This is a genomic window from Burkholderia sp. SIMBA_062 (assembly GCF_046534765.1).
Taxonomy (GTDB): Bacteria; Pseudomonadota; Gammaproteobacteria; order Burkholderiales; family Burkholderiaceae; genus Burkholderia; species Burkholderia ambifaria.
The window spans coordinates 22064-40943 of record NZ_JAWRYD010000008.1 but is presented as its reverse complement, the minus strand read 5'-3'; the positions used below and the strand labels follow the sequence as shown (position 1 = coordinate 40943).

The following is an 18880-nucleotide window of genomic DNA, read 5'->3' as shown; positions in this document are numbered from 1 at the left end:
ATTTTGTCATCTTGAAGGACATGCCATGTGCGGCATCGTAGGCGTTATCTCCCAATCCCCGGTCAATCAGCTGATCTATGACAGCCTGCTGCTGCTGCAGCATCGCGGTCAGGACGCAGCGGGCATCGCGACGGCGGACGGCAGCAATTTCCACATGTACAAGGCGAACGGCATGGTGCGCGACGTGTTCCGCACGCGCAACATGCGCAGCCTGCCCGGCACCTTCGGCATCGGCCAGGTCCGCTATCCGACGGCCGGCTCGGCGTCGAGCGAAGCCGAGGCGCAGCCGTTCTACGTGAACGCGCCGTTCGGGATCATCCTCGCGCACAACGGCAACCTGACGAACTGGATGCAGTTGAAGGACGAGATGTTCCGGATCGACCGCCGGCACATCAACACCAACTCCGACAGCGAAGTGCTGCTCAACGTGTTCGCGCACGAGCTGCAACTGTCGACCACGGGCCTCGAGCTCGATCCGGCGTCGGTGTTCAAGGCGGTGTCGGGCGTGCATCGCCGCCTGCAGGGTTCGTACGCAATCGTGTCGCTGATCGCCGGCTACGGCCTGCTCGCGTTCCGCGACCCGTTCGGCATCCGCCCGCTGTGCATCGGCAAGCTCGAAACCGAGCACGGCACCGAATGGATGGTCGCGTCGGAGTCGGTGGCGGTCGAAGGCATCGGTTTCGAATTCGTGCGTGACCTGGAACCGGGCGAAGCGGTCTTCATCGACAAGGCCGGCAACTTCCACAGCCAGCAGTGCGCGGAGAACCCGACGCTGAATCCGTGCATGTTCGAATACGTGTATCTGGCCCGTCCGGATTCGTGCCTCGACGGCGTGCCGGTCTACAACGTGCGCCTGCGCATGGGCGACTATCTCGCCGAGAAGATCAAGCGCGAACTGCCGAACGTGCCGATCGACGTCGTGATGCCGATTCCCGATTCGTCGCGTCCGGCTGCGATGCAGGTCGCCGCGAAGCTCGGCGTCGAGTATCGCGAAGGTTTCTTCAAGAACCGCTACGTCGGCCGCACCTTCATCATGCCGGGCCAGGCCGTGCGCAAGAAGTCGGTGCGCCAGAAGCTCAATGCGATGAGCATCGAGTTCAAGGACAAGAACGTGCTGATCGTCGACGACTCGATCGTGCGCGGCACGACCTCGCACGAGATCGTGCAGATGGCGCGCGATGCGGGCGCGAAGTCGGTGATCTTCGCGTCGGCGGCGCCGCCCGTGAAGTTCCCGAACGTGTACGGCATCGACATGCCGACGCGCGGCGAGCTGGTCGCGCATGGACGCACCGACGACGAAGTCGCGAAGATCATCGGCGCCGACTACCTGATCTACCAGGACGTCGACGACCTGCGCCGCGCGGTGCGCGACATCAACCCGAAGCTCGAACGCTTCGAGGCGTCGTGCTTCGACGGCAACTACATCACCGGCGCCGTGACGCCCGAGTACCTCGATGCGATCGAGCGCGCACGCCTCGCCCCGGCGTCGCAGGCCGATCGCGACACGGCCGGCGACACCGCGCGTTCGCAGATGAACCTGCAGCTGTCGGTCGAGTGATGCCGGCGCACGCTTCGGACGAAGCGTGCTAGGATGTGGCCTTGCGTCGATTTGATTCAGCTTGCGGACGCGGGGCGACTTCCCAAAACAGCTAAAGCGAAGGCCGGCGAGAGCCGGCCCGAGTCGATTGCTGTCGTACCGCACCGAAGCCCGCTGATGCCGACGCATAGCGGGCTTTTTGTTTTGGCCTGGTTTTTTGGCTGGGTTCGCACCCGATGCACGACCCGCGGCGCGACCCTCGAATACGGAAAACGGAACATGGACGACTCCCTCAATTTCGACACGCTCGCCGTGCGCGCGGGCACGCTGCGTAGCAGCGACTTCAACGAGCACTCGGAAGCGCTGTTCCTCACGTCGAGCTTCTGCTTCACGAGCGCGGCCGAGGCCGCCGAGCGCTTCGCGAATTCGGAAGACTATTTCACCTATTCGCGCTTCACGAACCCGACCGTCACCATGTTCCAGGATCGTCTCGCCGCGCTCGAAGGCGGCGAGGCCTGCATCGCGACGGCATCCGGCATGGCCGCGATCATGTCGGTCGTGATGTCGGCACTGCAGGCGGGCGATCACCTCGTCAGCTCGCGCAGCCTGTTCGGCTCGACGCTCGGGATGTTCTCGCAGATCTTCAGCAAGTTCGGCATCACGACGACCTTCGTCGACCCGACCGACCTGAACGCATGGCAGGAAGCGGTGCGGCCCGAAACGAAGATGTTCTTCCTCGAAACGCCGTCGAACCCGCTGACCGAGCTCGCCGACATCGAGGCGATCGGCAAGATCGCGAAGGCGGCGAACGCGCTGTTCGTCGTCGACAACTGTTTCTGCAGCCCGGTGCTGCAGCAGCCGCTGAAGCTCGGCGCGGACGTCGTGATGCACTCGGCGACGAAATTCCTCGACGGGCAGGGCCGCGTGCTCGGCGGCGCGCTGGTCGGCTCGAAGGCATTCATCATGGGCAAGGTGTTCCCGTTCGTGCGCAGCGCGGGCCCCACGTTGTCGGCGTTCAACGCGTGGGTGCTGCTGAAGGGGATGGAGACGCTGTCGCTGCGCGTCGAGAAGCAATCGGCGAACGCGCTGGAAATCGCGCGCTGGCTCGATTCGCATCCGGCCGTCGCACGCGTGTTCTATCCGGGGCTCGAATCGCATCCGCAGCATGAACTCGCGAAGCGCCAGCAGAAGGCGGGCGGCGCGATCGTATCGTTCGAGCTGAAGGGCGACACGCCGGAGCAGCAGCGCGCGAACGCGTGGCGCGTGATCGACAGCACGAAGCTGATCTCGATCACCGGCAACCTCGGCGACACGCGCACGACGATCACGCATCCGGCGACGACGACGCACGCGCGCATCACGCCGGAAGCGCGTGCGGCCGCGGGCATCACCGAAGGGCTGATCCGCCTCGCGGTCGGCCTGGAGAATGCGGGCGACCTGCGCCGCGATCTCACGCGCGGCCTCGAGGGCTGAGCGCGGCGGCAGGTTTTTCACGGCCGACATGACGACGGGCCGCTCGACAGAGCGGCCCGTTGTCTTGTGGCCGGCGCGCGCGCGTTGCCGGAATCAGCCGGCGTGCGCGGGCTGCCGCTGCACGGCGCGCATCGCTTCCATCATCCAGCGCAGCGTGTCGTCGAGCGGCGTCGCGGGCAGCTCGCCTACCGCGCGCCGCAGCTTGTCGCGCGACCCGCTCAGGCTCTTTATTTCGTTGTGCCGCACGAAACGCGGATCGATCGTCACGTCGATCACGTAGCCGGCGATCCGCGCCAGCATCGCCAGCACTTCCTTCAGCGAATACGCGCGCTCCGAGCAGACGTTGAACGTCTCGCCGGCCGGTGCCGCCTCGAGCAGCTTCAGGTAGGCGGCCGTCACGTCGCGCACGTCGGAGAAATCGCGGCTCACGTCGAGATTGCCGAGCGAGATGCGCGGGGCGTTGCGCGCATAGTGCGACACGAGCTTCGGCAGCAGATAGGCATCGTCCTGGCCGACGCCGGTGTAGTTGAACGGCCGCGCGATCACGATCGGCAGCCGGTCAGCCCACAGCTTCGCCGCGTATTCCATCGCGAGCTTGCTGACCGCGTAGTCGTTCGCGGGCGCGGGCAGGACCGATTCGTCGAGCACGCCGGCCGTCGAATTGCCGTAGACGTTCGCGCTGCTGGCGAGCAGTACCGCGGACGGACGCCGGTCGAGGCCCGCGAGCGCGGCCAGCAGGTTGCGCGTGCCGACGATGTTGACCGCGTAGGTTTTCGGCGGCTCGTCCTGCGCGACATGCGCACGCGCGGCGAGATGCACGACCGCATCGGGCCGCGCATCGGCCGCTGCCGCCCGCATCGCGTTCGCATCGAGCAGGTCGACCGGCAGCAGCGTGCAGTTCGCGAACGCCGGATCGTCCGGCCGCGCCGCGCCGGGCGCCACGGTGCCCCACACGTCGTAGCCGGCGGCTTCGAGGCGCTGCGCCATGTAGCGGCCGGTGAAGCCTGTGAGGCCCGTGACGAACGCGCGGCGCGACGGGCGTCCGGCTTCAGTACGTGTCATGGTGACGATTCCGCGTCAGATCGGCTTCGACCATCATCTGGCAGAGTTGCTCGAGCGTCGTCTGCGGCGCCCAGCCCAGCTTGCTTTTTGCCTTGTCGGCGCAGCCGATCAGCAGATCGACTTCGGCGGGGCGGTAGAACTTCGGGTTCACTTCGACGAGCACGTTGCCGTTCGACGCGTCGATGCCGCGTTCCTGCTCGCCCTTGCCGGTCCATTCGAGCTGGTAACCGGCGGCCGCGAACGCCATCCGCACGAAGTCGCGCACGGTCTCGGTGCGGTTGGTCGCGAGAACGTAGGTGTCGGGTTCGTCGACCTGAAGCATCCGCCACATTCCTTCGACGTACTCGAGCGCGAAGCCCCAGTCGCGCTTCGCGTCGAGGTTGCCGAGCTCGAGCTTGGTCGCCTTGCCGAGCTGGATCTTCGCGACGGTGTCGGTGATCTTGCGCGTGACGAACTCGCGGCCGCGCAGCGGCGATTCGTGGTTGAACAGGATGCCGCTGCAGCCGAACAGATCGTAGGACTCGCGATAGTTCACGGTCATCCAGTGCGCGTACAGCTTGGCGACGCCGTACGGGCTGCGCGGGTAGAACGCGGTCGTTTCCGTCTGCGGGATCGCCTGCACCTTGCCGAACATCTCGGACGTCGACGCCTGGTAGAAGCGCGTCTTCGGGCTCACCACGCGGATCGCCTCGAGCAGGTTCAGCGGGCCGATGCCCGTGACTTCGGCGGTCGTCGCCGGCTGGTCGAACGACACGCCGACGAAGCTCTGCGCGGCCAGGTTGTACAGCTCGTCGGGTTGCGTGCGTTCGAGCAGTCGCAGGCTCGAGCCGGCATCGGTCAGGTCGTGCTCGACGAGCGACAGGTTCGGATGCGTGTCGACGCCGAGTTCGGCGATGCGCCAGAAGTTCACCGAGCTGGTGCGGCGGTAGGTGCCCGTGACCTCGTAGCCCTTGTCGAGCAGCAGCTTGGTCAGATAGGCGCCGTCCTGCCCCGTGATCCCCGTGATGATGGCCTTCTTGCGGTTTTGGCTCATGGCAATGTCCTGGTCGAAACGATGGATTGAGAAAGTCAGGCGGTCGTGCGCGCGGCGGCGGGCAGCGTGTTGCGCGCCGGGCCGCGTGTCAGGCGTCGCTCGAAGCCGTACCAGCTGAGCGTGGCGTAGGCGAGCGTGATCGCGAGGGCGAGCGCGGCCGTGACGAAGCGGTTCAGGTGCAGCGGCCAGAGCGCATACAGCACGCTCAGGTGAATCAGGTAGACGGTGTAGCTGACGGTGCCGACGTACACGAGCAGCGGGTTCGTCAGTACGCGCTGCACGAGGCCGCGTCCGCGCAGCGCGATCACGACGATCGACGTGCAGAGCAGCAGCGAGATGCTGTAGAGCGCGGCATTCGACATCGGCGTGTTCGCCGCGCGAAAACGCGGGAACGACAGATGCAGCCAGCCGAGGATCGCGAGCGACACGAGCGCGCCGACGATCGCGAGCGGATAGAACGGTTCCAGCGCGCGCCGGTCACGGCGCAGCACGATCGCGAGCAACGCGCCCGCGGCGAGCAGGTCCATCCGGAATGGCGTCAGGTAGTAGATCGGCCAGAACGAATCGAACCACGGCGTCGCGATGGCGCGCAGCACGGGAGCCGCGACGATGAGCGCGGCGGCGATCCACAGCAGCGCGCGCTCCGAACACCACAGCACGACGAACGGCCAGAAGATGTAGAACTGCTCCTCGACGGCGAGCGACCACAGCACGTTCAGGCTGTCGTGCCCGATGCTGCCGAGCGACAGCCCGATGTTGGTCGAGAAGAACGCGAACCACGGCCAGTGCGGCAGCCAGCTCGCGCCGAACAGCAGCGTCGACACGACGAGCAGCAGCACGTACGGCGGCAGGATCCGGCGCACGCGGCGAGCGTAGAAGTGGCTGAAGTACGACTGCCCGCGCGCCTTGCGATCGAGCAGGATGCCCGTGATCAGCAGGCCGCTCAGCACGAAGAACAGGTCGACGCCCATCCAGAGCGGCGCCTTCAGCGCGTGTTGCAGGAACACGGCGCCGACGGCGATCGCGCGCAGCCCGTCGAGCTGCACGATGCGGCCGTGTTGCGGCGGGGCGAGGTCGGCGGTGCGCGAGATGCCCGTCATCGCGCCGCTCCTTCGCGACGCGCGGCCGGCGCCGTGGCGCGCCGCGCATCCGATGCGTGAACGTAATGCATGCGTTTGAATGAAATATTGAATCGAAATCGATTCTAGGGAAAAGAAATCGGCAAAAAAACGCGTGTCATTTATCCGGCCGAAAACCTTCGAATACCGGTCGTTTCAATCGCGACAAGAAAGGTTTGCAGGCCGGGCGCTCCGTCAGGCGGGCCGGAGCGGCATTTTCTACGGATCGGCGTGCGAAAGGCGGTCGTTATTGCCGCTTTGCGGCGGCTATTTCGCGCTGTTCCGGCGCGATATTTCACACGGAAACATCCTCAAATATTTCCAAATTTCTTGTGATTATTTTTGCTTGTAACCTGCATCGCGACGTTTGAAACCCATTTAGTGACAGGGCATCCGGGCAGGCAGTCCGCCGCGCTGCCCGTTGCTGTTGCATCGAGTCTGGAGAGCGCATTGCGACGTCTGATTCTGATTGGCATGACGGTATGCGCGGCGCTGTCCGTGAGCGCCGCCCCGGCTGAAACCGTGTTGCCCGCGACCACGTCGTGGATCGGCAACACGTTCGGCTATGGCGACGGCAGCTGGACGCAGATCGACATTCGCGCGATCGCGGTGACGCCCGACGGCAAGGTATATACGAACGCGCCGTGGGACGAGAGCGGCGCCGAGGCGAGTGTCTACCAGGACGGGAAGATGCTCGGCTTCGCCGGCGGCACGCACGGCTGGGGCAACCTCGGCGGCAACGCGGTCGCGGTGAACGGCAAGTATGCGTACGTCGCGATCGGCGTCGGCAACGAGCGTGGCCATCTGCAGTCGCCCGGCATCTGGCCGGACAAGGGCAAGCAGTGGTTCGGCATTTCGCGGCGTACGATCGGCGACATGAAACAGCCGGCGCCGTTTCGCGCGGCGCCGCAGGTCGCGCCGGGCGGGCGCGCCGATGCCGGGCGCGCGCGGATGGCCGCGAGCTTCATGGTGATGAACGAGGTGGCGGCCCCCGCACGCTCGGAAGTGGGCGAGGCGAAGGCCGAAGTGGGCGGCCTCGGGGCGGACGACAAGACGCTGTTCGCGACGAACCCGTCGCATGACGAAGTCGACGTGTACGACGCCGAGACGATGCAGAAGAAGGGCACGTGGAGTGCGCACGAGCCGGGCCGCATCGCGCTTGCCGGCGACGGCACGCTGTGGCTGCTCACCGACACGATCGGCGGGCCCGCGCGCCTCGTGCACGTGCGCGCGGACGGCCGCAAGCTGGACGACGCGCCGGCGCTGCCCGAAGGCACCGAAGCGGTGGACGTGGCGGTCGATGCGAAGGGACGCGTGCTGGTGGCGGACAACGGTGCGCGCCAGCAGGTGCTGATCTTCTCGAAAGGCGGCAAGGGCTATGCGCCGTCCGGCACGCTCGGCGAGCGCGGCGGCATCTTCGCGGGCCCGGTGCCGGGCCGCCCGGGGCCGCAGCGCTTCAACGGGCTGACCGGCGTGGGCGTCGATCGCGCGGGCAACGTGTATGTGTCGATGAACGGCATCGGGCCGCGTCACGACACGATCGGCGCGGGGCTGGGCGCGGTGCTCGAGAGCTACACGCCGGACGGCAAGCTGCGCTGGCAGGTGCAGGGGCTGCTGTTCGTAGACGGCGCGTGGCTCGATCCCGCACGGCCGAACAGCGTGTATACGGGCAACAAGCGCTTCGAGCTCGATCTGTCGAAGCCGCCGGGCCAGGATTGGAAATATGCCGGATTCCTGTCGAACCGCTTCAAGTATCCGGACGATCCCGTGTTCCACACGGACCAGTATCCCGGCATGCCGTTCGCGCGGCGCGTGGACGGCCGCACGTTCCTGTACCTGACCGACATGTACGCCGACCACCTGAAGATCTACCGCTTCGACGCGAAGCGCGACGGCGAGGTCGCGATTCCGTCGGGCCTGATCGCGGGCCGCGCGCGGCCGGTCGACAAGGTACCGAACAAGCCGCCGGGCGGCGACTGGCTCTGGCGCGACGCGAACGGCAACGGCCGGCTCGACGCCGACGAATTCACGATCAATACGACGGGCAAGGCAAAGGCGGGCGGCTGGGGCTGGTGGGTCGACACGAAGGGCGACATCTGGCGCACGAGCGACGTGCGCGGGATCCATCGCTTCAGCTATGGCGGCGTCGACAAGGCCGGCAACCCGATCTACTCGTATGACAAGGTCACGACCTATCCGATGCCGCAGCCGTTCACGCAGCTGCGCCGCGCGATCTACGAGCCGCAGACGGACACGCTGTACGTGACGGGCTACACGGCCGACGCGCCGCCGCAGCCGGGCATCAACAAGGAAGTCGGCCGCGTGCTGGTGCGCTTCGACAAGTGGTCGACCGGCTCGCCGGTCGTGCGCTACACGGTCGCGTTGCCGTGGCAGCTCGATGCGAAGCCGATCCTCGACCTGATCGGGATCACCGTGGAGGGCCGCTACATCTTCACGGTGGAGCCGGTCGGCAAGATCCACGTATATGACAAGGAAACCGGCAAGGAAGTCGGCGTGATGAGCCCGGGCGCCGAGGTCGGCAAGGCGTCGGGCTGGGTCGACGTGCCGTTCGGCATCAGCGCGTTCCGGCGCGAGAACGGCGAATACCTGGTGTTCGTCGAGGAAGACGCGCGCGGCAAGGTGCTGATGTATCGCTGGAAACCGTGACGCGGCGCACCGTCGTCGTCGCCGTCACACAAGGTAGAAGCATGGACAAAGGCATACTCAAGAACGTTTCGATCAACTTCATCGGGCTGATCCTGCCGACCTTCGTGTCGCTGGTGACGGTGCCCGCCTATATCCACGCGCTGGGTGTCGAACGCTACGGCGTCGTGAGCCTCGTGTGGACGCTGATCGGCTATTTCGGGATTCTCGATCTCGGGATGAGCATGGCCGCGCAGAACCACATCTCGAAGGCGCTCGTGAGCGGCAACGCGGACGAAAGCGCGCGGGTCTTCTGGAGCGCGTTCTGGCTGAACCTCGGCACCGGCATCGTGGGCGGCCTGCTGATCTATTTCGGCGCGTTCGTCTACACCGCGTATTTCACGAAGGTGTCGGCGGCGATGCAGCACGAGGTGTATCTCGCGCTGCCGTGGCTCGCGCTCGCGATTCCGCTCGCGAACGTGTCGTGGGTGTTCGCCGGCGCGATCAACGGCGCCGAACGGTTCGGCGTGTTCAACACGAACCAGACGATCGGCACGTTCCTGTTCCAGCTGCTGCCGCTCGGCGCCGCGTGGTGGATCGCGCCGAACCTGCAGACGGTGCTGGCGGCCGCGGTCGTCGCGCGGCTCGTCGCGGCGGTGATGCTTGGTCACGCGAGCATCAAGGTGCTCGGGATCCGGCGCATCGACCCGCCGCAATGGGGCACCGCGAAAGGGTTGTTCAACTTCGGCGGCTGGATGCTGATCGCGAGCACGACGAGCATGATCGCCGACACGCTCGATCGCGTGATGCTCGGCGCCGGCATGGGCGCGAAGTTCGTCACCTACTACACGGTGCCGCAGAACCTCGTCACGCGCCTGAACATGCTGCCGAACGCGCTGGTGCGCACGCTGTTCCCGCGCCTGTCGGCGGTGGGCCGCGATCACGCCGATACGCTCGCGCGCCAGTCGCTCGAATTCCTGAACGGCGTGTTCACGCCGGTCGGCATCGTCGCGATCTTCGCGCTCGCGCCGTTCCTCACGCTGTGGGTCGGCGCCGATCTCGCCACGCATTCCGCGCCGGTCGGCCGCGTGCTGGTGATCAGCGTATGGCTCGTCGGCCAGGCGAGCGTCACGCGCATCCTGATCCAGTCGCAGGTCAACCCGGCCCGCGCGGCGTTCGCGGGGCTCGTCGAGATGCCGTTCTTCGTCGGCGGGCTGTGGTTCGGCATTCATCACTTCGGGCTGATCGGCGCGGCGGTGGTCGTCGCTGCCCGCGCGCTGGTCGATTACGGCGTGCTGCTTTACCTGTCGGCAATCCGGATGCGCGCGATCTTGCTCGACATGCTCGCGCATCTCGCCTTCCTGCTCGCGAGCCTGTTTCTCGCGCAAGCGTGGTCCGGGCTCGGCGAGTCGATCGGCCTTTGCGCGGTCGTGCTGCTGCTGAACCTTGCGTGGTCGCTCACGATGACGCCGGGGCTGCGCGCGCTCGTGCGCGACCTGTTCGTCCGTCTCAATGCGAGGAAAACGATATGAATCGCGATCTGGCGGAACACGCCATCCTGAACGTGGCCGCGGCGGATGCCGCCGTGGCCGAAGCCGGCGCCGCATCGTTGCGCCGGACCGAAGCGGCCGCGCCGTCGGGCGCACGCGATGCGTCGCGTCCGCTGCGCGTGGCGATCGTCCACGACTGGCTCGTCACGTATGCGGGCGCCGAGCGCGTGCTCGAACAGATCGTCGCGTGCTTTCCCGACGCGGACCTGTTCAGCCTCGTCGATTTTCTCGACGATCGCGCGTTCGTGCGCGGCAAGCCGGTGACGACCTCGTTCATCCAGAAACTGCCGTTCGCGCGTACCAAGTACCGCAGCTACCTGCCGCTGATGCCGCTCGCGATCGAGCAACTCGACGTGTCGGACTACGACCTCGTGATCTCCAGCAGCCATGCGGTCGCGAAGGGCGTGCTGACGGGGCCGGACCAGATGCACATCAGCTACGTGCATTCGCCGATCCGCTATGCGTGGGATCTGCAGCACCAGTATCTGGAACAGTCGAACCTCACGCAAGGGGCGAAATCGCTGCTCGCGCGGATGATCCTGCATTACATCCGCAACTGGGATACGCGCACCGCGAATGCGGTGGACGGGTTCGTCGCGAACTCGGCGTTCATCGCGCGACGCATCCGCAAGGTGTATCACCGCGACGCGGCGGTGATCTTCCCGCCGGTCGACGTCGACGGCTTCTCGCTGAACGAGGTGAAGGACGATTTCTACCTGACCGCGTCGCGGATGGTGCCGTACAAGAAGATCGACCTGATCGTCGAGGCCTTCTCGCGCACGCCGGAGCGCAAGCTCGTCGTGATCGGCGACGGCCCGGAGATGCAGAAGATCCGCGCGAAGGCCGGCCCGAACGTCGAGATCATGGGCTACCAGCCGTTCGCGGTGCTGCACGACCGGATGCGCCGCGCGAAGGCGTTCGTGTTCGCGGCCGAGGAGGATTTCGGGATTTCGGTGGTCGAGGCGCAGGCGTGCGGCACGCCCGTGATCGCGTACGGGAAGGGCGGTGCGCTCGAAACCGTGCTCGAGCCGCGCTCGCACGCGAACCCGACCGGCCTGTTCTTCGACGAGCAGACGCCGCACGCGATCGTCGCGGCGGTCGACGATTTCGAGCGCGCGCCGCAGCGTTTCACGCCGCATGCGTGCCGCGCGAATGCGGAGCGCTTCTCCGCCGACACGTTCCGCCGGCGTTTTCTCGACTATGTGGAGGCCGCGCTGCCCGGCGCGACCGCGCAGCGCGGCAGCGCCGCGCCGATGCCGGCCGCGCACGGCCCGGCGACGCTGGTGCTGGACCAGAGCGGCGTGCTCGGCGGCGCGGAGCTGTCGCTGCTGGAGATCATGAAGCACATGCGCGCGAACGCCGACGTTCTGCTGTTCGACGACGGCCCGTTTCGCGCGGCGCTCGACGAGATCGGCGCGCGCGTCGACGTGCTGGACCAGGGCGCGCTCGCCGGGGTGCGCAAGCAGGGTGGCGTGTCGGTAGGCGCGTTGAAGCGGCTCGCCGGCCTGGTGCGCGACGTCGCGCGGCGCGCACGGCGCGCCGAGGTGATCTACGCGAACACGCAGCGCGCGATGGTGGTCGCGGCGCTGGCCGGGCGGCTCGCGCGCAAGCCGGTGGTGTGGCACCTGCGCGACATCGTCAGCGGCGACCATTTCGGCAGCAAGCAACTGATGGCGATCAAGTACTGCGCGCGGTTCGGCGTCACGCGCGTGATCGCGAACTCGGACGCGTCCGCGCAGGCGTTCCGCGCGCTGACGGGCTTCACGCCGCAGCACGTCGACGTCGTGTTCAACGGCATTTCGGCCGAACCGTTCGATGCGCTGGACAATACCAGCCAGGCCGCGCTGCGCGCGCGCTTCGGGCTGCCCGAGCATGCATGGCTGGTCGGCTCGTTCAGCCGCCTCGCGCACTGGAAGGGGCAACACCTGCTGCTGGAGGCCGCGGCACGCCATCCCGACATGCACGTGGTGCTGGTCGGCGCGCCGCTGTTCGGCGAGGACGAATACGCGGCGCAACTGCACGAGATCGTCGCGCGTCACGGGATGGACGACCGCGTCCATTTCCTCGGGTTCCAGCGCGACGTGGCCGCGTGCATGAAGGCGGTCGACGTGGTCGCGCATACGTCGATCACGCCCGAGCCGTTCGGGCGGGTGATCGTCGAGGGGATGCTCGCGCGGCGGCCGGTGGTCGCGGCGCGCGCGGGCGGGGTCGTCGAGATCATCGAGGACGGTGAGAACGGGCTGCTCTGCGAGCCGGGCAACGCGGCCGCGCTGGCTGATGCGTTGGGCCGGCTGAAGCACGACGCCGCGCTGCGCGAGCGGCTCGTCGCGAGCGGGCGGGCGACCGCGGTGCGCCGGTTCGGCACCGAAACCTATGTGGAGCGGGTCGAGAAGATTCTCGCGGATACGGCGAAGGCCGCGAAGGCGAAGAAGCGGTAGGCGCGGTGCGCCCCGACGCGCGATGCGTCGGGAAACGAGCCCTCATGCGGTGTCGTGCTGCATGAGGGCTTTGCTTTTGGGTGGGCGGGCGAGTATCGCGCGGAGGGGCGAGGGGCGAGGGGCGATGGGCGAGGGGCGAGGGGCGAGGGGCGATGGGCGAGGGGCGAGGGGCGAGGGGCGAGGGGCGACGGGCGAGGGGCGAGGGGCGACGGGCGACGGGCGCGGGTGCCGGGATGGGCCGATGCGGCGTTCGCGCAGGGATCACGCGAACGCGGCTGTCGCCCGCGTCGTGATCGCTTGACGGAACGCGCTGAGCGGCGCCGTGCGGTCATGGCGCGAAGCCGGCGAGGGGTTGGCGATGTGACGTCAGTGCAGCCGCCCTGACGGCCGTCTGGCTCGATTGGGATGCTTGCGTACCGGGTACCTGCCGCGACCCGGCGCGCGAATGGATCCCTGCGGATTTCGGCGCCCGTTCCACCCATGTAAAAGCCCCCGCGCAGCCTGAGGCCGGACGGGGGCGGTGAACGTCGGAACGGCGCCGCTCAGACGGCCCGTTCGGGGGCCGGCGCGACGACGCGAGCGGTGCGGGTCGGCTTCAGGCTTGCCGACCACATCATCGCCGGGCGTTCGAACAGCCGGTAGAACACGTAGGCGACCGGAATCGCGGCGGCCATGAACGCGAACGACGGCCAGATCGACAGTTGCAGTTCGGAATGGAACAGCACCGAGCCGAGGCAGACGAACAGCGGCAGGTGGACGAGGTACAGCGAATAGCTGAAGTCGCCGAACCAGCCGAGCACGCGCAGCAGCGGCGTCGGGTGCGGCGGGCACGCGAGCGCGCGGTACAGGAAGCACGCGAAGCCGCCCGCCCACAGCTGGAATGCGCCGTACTGGCCGATATGGAACGCGCCGCAGCCCGCGGCCAGCAGCACGGCGGCCGCGAGGTACCACGCGCGCGACGGCACCGCGGCCGTGCCGTGTGCCGGCTGTGCGCGCACGTCGGCGATCCACGCGCCGATCGTCCAGGACAGCCAGTACGACGTGAAGAACTGCAGGTCGTGCCGTTCGAGCAGCCATGCCGACGCGACGTTGACGAGCGCGACGGTCGCCACGATGGCCGGCATCCCGATGCGCCGGCGCAGCGCGAACAGCAGCGGGTAGATCGCATAGAACTGGACTTCGAGCGACAGCGTCCACAGTGCGCCGTTCGACCCGTACGTGTAGCCGGCGACGCCCTGCAGCGAGAACAGGTTCACGAGGAACGCGGTAAGGCCGACGTCGCGGATCTTGTGGCTGACGGGCGCGATCTGCAGGCTGACCGCGTCCATCGCGAGCGTGAACAGCAGCGCGGCGAGCAGCACGGGGTAGATCCGCGCGAAGCGGCGCGCCCAGAAGTTCGTGGCGTCGAGCCGGTACGCGGGATTGGCCGCGAGCTTGAGCGCCGCGTTGCGGTGGATGCAATAGCCGCTGATCACGAAGAAGATCGGCACGCCGGCGGATCCCCACCCGAACGGGAAGGTCAGGTAGCCGACGATCACGCTCGGGTCGAGCGCATGGCCGTAAGCACGATGGAAGCTCTGCATGCCGACCCAGACGACCTGGCGGCAATGGAAATAGGCGACGAGCAGCGCCGCGAACCCGCGCATCGCGTCGATCACATGTTCCTTGTGGTCGGCGACGGGCGGCGCGGTCAAAGGCGATCCGCTGAAAGCTTGCATGCGATTCGATTCCTTGCGACGGATGAAGGGGATGGTCCAATCGTAATGCGCAAGAATTCGATCGAATCAATAAAAAAATCCCGCCGTGAAATAACGGTATTTCAGATGGTGGTTTTATCCGGCGCTGAAAGCGGTTTGGCAGCGGCTACAATTATTTGCGGATTTTTTTCTGATAGTTTGAAGCTCCAGTTGATTGATGCAAGGAGCGGCAAGATGGACATGCATTGGATCGCTAGCGCGGCTGTACTGCTGGTCATGGCCGTGCTGTCGGCGTACCGCGAGGCGCTGCAGAACGAGCCGATTCGCCCGGGCCTCGAGCGGGGCGGCGTCCCGTTTATCGAAGAATTCGATTCGTAAGAATTTGTATCCGGAAAATCGGTAATTTGTTTCTGCTTCGGCAATCGGTTCGGCAATATCGACCGGATTCGCGGATTATCTATTTTTCGGAAACATGGGCGATCGTTCCATATCGAAAATGAGCGGAGTGGAATTGGCCGTTCCGTCGATTCTCGATATGCCGTTCGGAAAACAATCGCGCCGGGTCGCAGGGCGACGCGGCGCAGTCAACGCAATCAGGATGCGAACATGTTGAAAGTCACCAGGGCCGTGTTTCCCGTTGCCGGTCTCGGCACGCGGTTCCTCCCGGCAACGAAGGCGAGCCCGAAGGAAATGCTGCCCGTCGTCGACAAGCCGTTGATCCAGTACGCGGTCGAGGAAGCGATCAACGCCGGTATTACCGAGATGATCTTCGTGACGGGGCGCAGCAAGCGCGCGATCGAGGATCACTTCGACAAGTCCTACGAGATCGAGGCCGAACTCGAGGCGCGCGGCAAGGAAAAGCTGCTCGAGCTCGTGCGCGGCATCAAGCCGAGCCACGTGAACTGCTTCTACGTGCGCCAGCCGGAAGCGCTCGGCCTCGGCCATGCGGTGTTGTGTGCGGAAAAGCTCGTGCACGGCGAGCCGTTCGCGGTGATCCTCGCCGACGACCTGCTGCACGGCGAACAGCCGGTGCTCAAGCAGCTCGTCGACGTGTTCGACCACTATCACAGCTCGGTGATCGGGGTCGAGACGATCCCGCGCGAGGACAGCCGCTCGTACGGCGTCGTCGAAGGCCGCGAGTGGGAAGAGGACATCATCAAGCTGTCGGGCATCATCGAGAAGCCGGCGCCGGAAGACGCGCCGTCGAACCTCGGCGTGGTCGGCCGCTACGTATTCATGCCGACGATCTTCGATCATCTGCGCAAGCTCAAGCCGGGCGCGGGCGGCGAACTGCAGTTGACCGACGCCGTTCAGTCGCTGCTCGCGAACGAACAGGTGCTCGCGTATCGCTACTTCGGCACGCGTTTCGATTGCGGCAGCAAGATCGGTTATCTGAAGGCGACCGTCGAGCTCGCGCTCCAGCATCCCGAAGTGAGCCGCGAATTCGAGGCGTACCTGCGTACCTGCCTGCCCGCGCTGGCTGCTGTTGCATAAGCAGCCACGCTGCTCCGCTGTTTCAGGTGGTGGTTGTTCCGTTGGCCCCGGCTGCCTTGTGCGCCGGGGCTTTTTTGCGTGTGGGCGAGGTGGGGAACGCGCGGTGTGGGGTAGTTGCGGGGCAATCGGCGCGGTCGAATCCGGCGGGATCGAATCCGGGGGTGCGCGGTGATTCCAGTGTGCAGCAACGCGCGATTCGGTTGCCGGGTGCGCGTTTCCCGGTGGGCTGGCCCCCGGGCACCGTGGCGATGAAACCGGCACCGACGTGCCGGTTGCGTGTGGCCTCAGGGGCAAAGGTTGCGCGGGGCGATAGCCATCGTTGATGCTGGGTGGGGTGTCGCTTCGCGGTGGATGTCGACGAAGCGCCACGTCGCCACGTTGCCGCGGCGGCACTGTCATCCGCCGACGTGATGCGTGGTCCCGACGGACGAACGGGGCCGGCGGCCGCACCGTTTCGGTGCCCGGCGTCGCGGGCCCCGACGCCTGTTTTCCGCTGGCGTCGCGGGCGGACGACTGTTCCGTTCAGCGCGGCGACGTGCTCGGCCGCGCGACGAAGTATCGGGCCAGCATCGCGGCGATCGGCTTCTTGAAGTCGAGCAGGCGTTTTTCCAGATAGCGCCACGACAGATGGGCAAGCAGCACGGCGAGCGCGAACTGCAGCAGTTCGGGCAGCACTTCCCGGACGACTCCGGGCATCGGCACGTGTGCGAACAGCGCCGGCAGCTCGCCGAAACGTGCCGGAATCAGGTTGTGGAACAGGTAGAAGCCGTAGCTGATCGTGCCGAGATAGACGAGCGGCGCCCAGTCGAGCAGCGCCACGGCCGGATGGTCAGGCTCGGTGACGATCCACAGCATCAGCGCGCCGAGCGACACGGACAGCCCGAGATCCACGAGCCCCGAGACGATGTCCGGCAGCGCCGTGAATGCGGGGAGCGTGAGGAAGAACACGACGCCGATGGCCCCGAGCCAGCCGGGCGGAATGCGGCGGACGACGGTCGGGCCGCAATCGGCGAGCGCCATCGCACCGACGCCGCCCAGCGCGATCAGCGCGAAATTCCACGGGGAAAACGCGTAGATCAGCACCGGCGATGCGTCGAACGCGTACAGCGCGAGATGCGCGAGCGCGCACAGCGCGACGGCCGCGACGCCGAGCGCGACGTGGCGCGCGGCCGGCACCGCGAGCAGCGTGAGCGGCGCGATCAGATAGAACTGCTGCTCGACCGCGAGGCTCCAGAAGTGCGACGTGGAGCCCGGCCAGCCGTCCTTGACGACGCCGATCCAGTAGTTCGACAGGAACGCGGCGTGCCACGCGAGCCCGAGATTGACGCCGCGCTGGTAGAACAGCGCGTGCGCGATCGCGAGCGCGGCGAGCAGCAGGTAGTAGACGGGAAAGATCCGCAGCGCGCGCTTCGCGAGGAACAGCGCGAGCGCGTGGCGGCGACCCATCGTGCCGCATTCGATTGCCTGACGGTTGCGATGCAACTCGCCGACGATCAGGAATCCGCTGATGAAGAAAAACGTCCACACACCGAGCTTGCCCACGTCGACAGCGAGGACGTGGCCCTTGTGGGACAGGAAAACGAGGATGACGGCGAGGGCTCGCAGGCCGTCGAGTCCTTTGACGTATCTGACTTCGCGCATGAAGGCATCCGGGGCACTGAGCGAGGTCAGTATAGGTGTGCAAATATCGAACGTAATTCGCGTTCGGACGTATACGTGGCGGTGTTTTTCGATGCGAGGGTCTGTTTTCGCATGGAACGCACATGCGAATGCCCGCAATCGCGCGCAGGGCAAGAAGTGAGGAGCGCCGTTTGGCCGAGCCAAACAAGTGACGAGCGACGCCGCCATGCGGACGATTGAGGGCATTCCCGTGGAGTGGATTTTTTAACTTGGGGTTGCCACGAGAACGGCCGCTCGCCGCGTTGCGCTCCTTGCGAATACGTCCAGTATTCGCTGCGTCACGCGCCTCGCGAGCGGCCGTTCTCGTGGCAACGCATGTGCGTTCCATGCGAAAACAGACCCTGCGGCATCGATGAAGTCGGTCGCGCGCAACAAAACCTGCGGGAAACCCCGCGAAAACGCATAAAAGTACTGCACGAAGCGTCGAGGCGCTTGTAGAATCCGGCGTTGAAGCGCGCGCGTTGCACGCTTCGTGTATCCAACGACCACACCTGGTAGGAGAAACATGGCGACTTCCGCAAAAAAGGTGGCCAAGAAGGCTGCCGCACCGGCCACCAAGAAAGTGGCTGCAAAAAAGGCTGCGCCCGCGAAGAAAGTAGTGGCCAAGAAGGCTGTCGCGAAGGCAGCACCGGCCGCTCCGACGCCGCTGAAGGACAAGTTCACGAAGGCATCGCTCGCAACGCACATCGCTGAGCGTGCAGCTGTCGAAGTGAAGGCGGTCAAGGCAGTGCTCACCGCACTCGAGAACGTCGTGCTGGGCTCGGTTCACAAGAAGGGCGCAGGCGAGTTCACGCTGCCGGGTCTGCTGAAGATCACGGCGCAAGTCGTGCCGGCGAAGAAGAAGCGCTTCGGCAAGGATCCGTTCACGGGCGAAGAGCGCTGGTTCCCGGCAAAGCCGGCCAGCGTGCGCGTGAAGGCACGTGCGCTGAAGAAGCTGAAGGACGCGGCTGCGTAATGCCGCGTAACGGCCGCCGAATGCAAGTCGGCGACCGTTGCGATGTCCGACGGTCCCCGTACGCGAAAGCGTGCGGGGATTTTTATTGCTGCGCACATCGCACGGCGGTGAGGTCGCGCGACGCGGATGCGGCATGACGTCGTGCGTATCCTGTGCTGCGGGCGGTTCGTGCGGACGACCGGATCGCAGCGTGCGAGCTG

At 66.3% G+C, this 18880-nt stretch carries 13 protein-coding genes and 1 pseudogene; 8 read left to right on the top strand and 6 right to left on the bottom strand.

Annotation, left to right across the window (positions count from 1 at the left end; all coding sequences use genetic code 11):
• The first annotated feature begins 25 nt into the window (after window positions 1-25).
• Window positions 26-1558, top strand: a complete 1533-nt coding sequence (gene purF, locus SB786_RS10530; protein ID WP_006760654.1) for an amidophosphoribosyltransferase — start codon at window positions 26-28, stop codon at window positions 1556-1558.
• A 258-nt stretch (window positions 1559-1816) separates the two neighbouring features.
• Window positions 1817-3010 carry an O-succinylhomoserine sulfhydrylase gene (locus SB786_RS10525; protein ID WP_410727406.1) on the top strand — a complete coding sequence of 398 codons (1194 nt, stop codon included), beginning with the start codon at window positions 1817-1819 and terminating at the stop codon, window positions 3008-3010.
• A gap of 93 nt (window positions 3011-3103) precedes the next feature.
• Here the strand turns inward: SB786_RS10525 and SB786_RS10520 are convergent, their stop codons facing one another.
• The 3 genes from SB786_RS10520 to SB786_RS10510 are packed head-to-tail and all read right to left on the bottom strand — an operon-like array spanning window position 3104 to window position 6205.
• Complete coding sequence (locus SB786_RS10520; RefSeq protein ID WP_410727405.1) at window positions 3104-4072, bottom strand: NAD-dependent epimerase/dehydratase family protein; 969 nt, start codon at window positions 4070-4072, stop codon at window positions 3104-3106.
• Window positions 4059-5105 (bottom strand): GDP-mannose 4,6-dehydratase, encoded by a 1047-nt coding sequence (gene gmd, locus SB786_RS10515; protein ID WP_410727404.1) that lies wholly within the window; start codon window positions 5103-5105, stop codon window positions 4059-4061. The genes SB786_RS10520 and gmd overlap by 14 nt, the downstream gene beginning before the upstream one ends.
• Window positions 5106-5140: 35 nt before the next feature.
• Window positions 5141-6205 carry an acyltransferase family protein gene (locus SB786_RS10510; RefSeq protein WP_105788822.1) on the bottom strand — a complete coding sequence of 355 codons (1065 nt, stop codon included), beginning with the start codon at window positions 6203-6205 and terminating at the stop codon, window positions 5141-5143.
• Between the two features lie 492 nt (window positions 6206-6697).
• On the opposite strand from SB786_RS10510, the gene SB786_RS10505 reads away from it, so the two are divergent.
• From SB786_RS10505 to SB786_RS10495, 3 genes are read left to right on the top strand one after another with little or no spacing between them, the layout of a single operon-like run.
• Window positions 6698-8890, top strand: a complete 2193-nt coding sequence (locus tag SB786_RS10505) for a hypothetical protein (protein WP_410727554.1) — start codon at window positions 6698-6700, stop codon at window positions 8888-8890.
• A gap of 41 nt (window positions 8891-8931) precedes the next feature.
• Window positions 8932-10398: an oligosaccharide flippase family protein gene (locus SB786_RS10500; RefSeq protein ID WP_410727403.1), complete on the top strand. Its 1467-nt coding sequence runs from the start codon at window positions 8932-8934 to the stop codon at window positions 10396-10398.
• A complete protein-coding gene (locus SB786_RS10495) occupies window positions 10395-12854 on the top strand; it encodes a glycosyltransferase family 4 protein (RefSeq protein WP_410727402.1) in 2460 nt (819 codons plus the stop codon). Before SB786_RS10500 ends, SB786_RS10495 begins: the two co-directional genes overlap by 4 nt.
• A 542-nt stretch (window positions 12855-13396) precedes the next feature.
• Here SB786_RS10495 and SB786_RS10490 read toward each other — a convergent pair.
• Entirely contained in the window at window positions 13397-14572 is a 1176-nt protein-coding gene (locus SB786_RS10490; RefSeq protein WP_410727401.1) for an acyltransferase family protein, read from the bottom strand.
• A gap of 45 nt (window positions 14573-14617) precedes the next feature.
• Between SB786_RS10490 and SB786_RS10485 the strand changes: the two genes are divergently transcribed.
• Complete coding sequence (locus SB786_RS10485; protein WP_410727563.1) at window positions 14618-14929, top strand: hypothetical protein; 312 nt, start codon at window positions 14618-14620, stop codon at window positions 14927-14929.
• A gap of 228 nt (window positions 14930-15157) precedes the next feature.
• Entirely contained in the window at window positions 15158-16045 is an 888-nt protein-coding gene (gene galU / locus SB786_RS10480) for a UTP--glucose-1-phosphate uridylyltransferase GalU (RefSeq protein ID WP_006754479.1), read from the top strand.
• A 522-nt stretch (window positions 16046-16567) separates the two neighbouring features.
• Here the strand turns inward: galU and SB786_RS10475 are convergent.
• Together SB786_RS10475 and SB786_RS10470 are read right to left on the bottom strand one after the other, a co-directional pair.
• Complete coding sequence (locus SB786_RS10475; RefSeq protein ID WP_410727400.1) at window positions 16568-17686, bottom strand: acyltransferase family protein; 1119 nt, start codon at window positions 17684-17686, stop codon at window positions 16568-16570.
• Window positions 17687-17938: 252 nt separating this feature from the next.
• Window positions 17939-18166 (bottom strand): annotated as a pseudogene (locus SB786_RS10470) (hypothetical protein); the annotation flags it as partial.
• 64 nt (window positions 18167-18230) lie between these two features.
• On the opposite strand from SB786_RS10470, the gene SB786_RS10465 reads away from it, so the two are divergent.
• On the top strand, window positions 18231-18680 hold the full coding sequence (locus SB786_RS10465) for an HU family DNA-binding protein (RefSeq protein WP_006754477.1): 450 nt from the start codon (window positions 18231-18233) through the stop codon (window positions 18678-18680).
• The last annotated feature ends 200 nt before the right edge of the window (window positions 18681-18880 follow it).

Coding starts and splice junctions, on each gene's coding strand:
- SB786_RS10495 (WP_410727402.1), top strand. CDS start 10,395: ATGAATCGCGATCTGGCGGAACACGCCATCCTGAACGTGGCCGCGGCG.
- galU (WP_006754479.1), top strand. CDS start 15,158: ATGTTGAAAGTCACCAGGGCCGTGTTTCCCGTTGCCGGTCTCGGCACG.
- gmd (WP_410727404.1), bottom strand. CDS start 5,105: ATGAGCCAAAACCGCAAGAAGGCCATCATCACGGGGATCACGGGGCAG.
- SB786_RS10465 (WP_006754477.1), top strand. CDS start 18,231: ATGGCGACTTCCGCAAAAAAGGTGGCCAAGAAGGCTGCCGCACCGGCC.
- SB786_RS10505 (WP_410727554.1), top strand. CDS start 6,698: ATGACGGTATGCGCGGCGCTGTCCGTGAGCGCCGCCCCGGCTGAAACC.
- SB786_RS10485 (WP_410727563.1), top strand. CDS start 14,618: ATGCGCAAGAATTCGATCGAATCAATAAAAAAATCCCGCCGTGAAATA.
- SB786_RS10510 (WP_105788822.1), bottom strand. CDS start 6,205: ATGACGGGCATCTCGCGCACCGCCGACCTCGCCCCGCCGCAACACGGC.
- purF (WP_006760654.1), top strand. CDS start 26: ATGTGCGGCATCGTAGGCGTTATCTCCCAATCCCCGGTCAATCAGCTG.
- SB786_RS10475 (WP_410727400.1), bottom strand. CDS start 17,686: ATGCGCGAAGTCAGATACGTCAAAGGACTCGACGGCCTGCGAGCCCTC.
- SB786_RS10520 (WP_410727405.1), bottom strand. CDS start 4,072: ATGACACGTACTGAAGCCGGACGCCCGTCGCGCCGCGCGTTCGTCACG.
- SB786_RS10525 (WP_410727406.1), top strand. CDS start 1,817: ATGGACGACTCCCTCAATTTCGACACGCTCGCCGTGCGCGCGGGCACG.
- SB786_RS10500 (WP_410727403.1), top strand. CDS start 8,932: ATGGACAAAGGCATACTCAAGAACGTTTCGATCAACTTCATCGGGCTG.
- SB786_RS10490 (WP_410727401.1), bottom strand. CDS start 14,572: ATGCAAGCTTTCAGCGGATCGCCTTTGACCGCGCCGCCCGTCGCCGAC.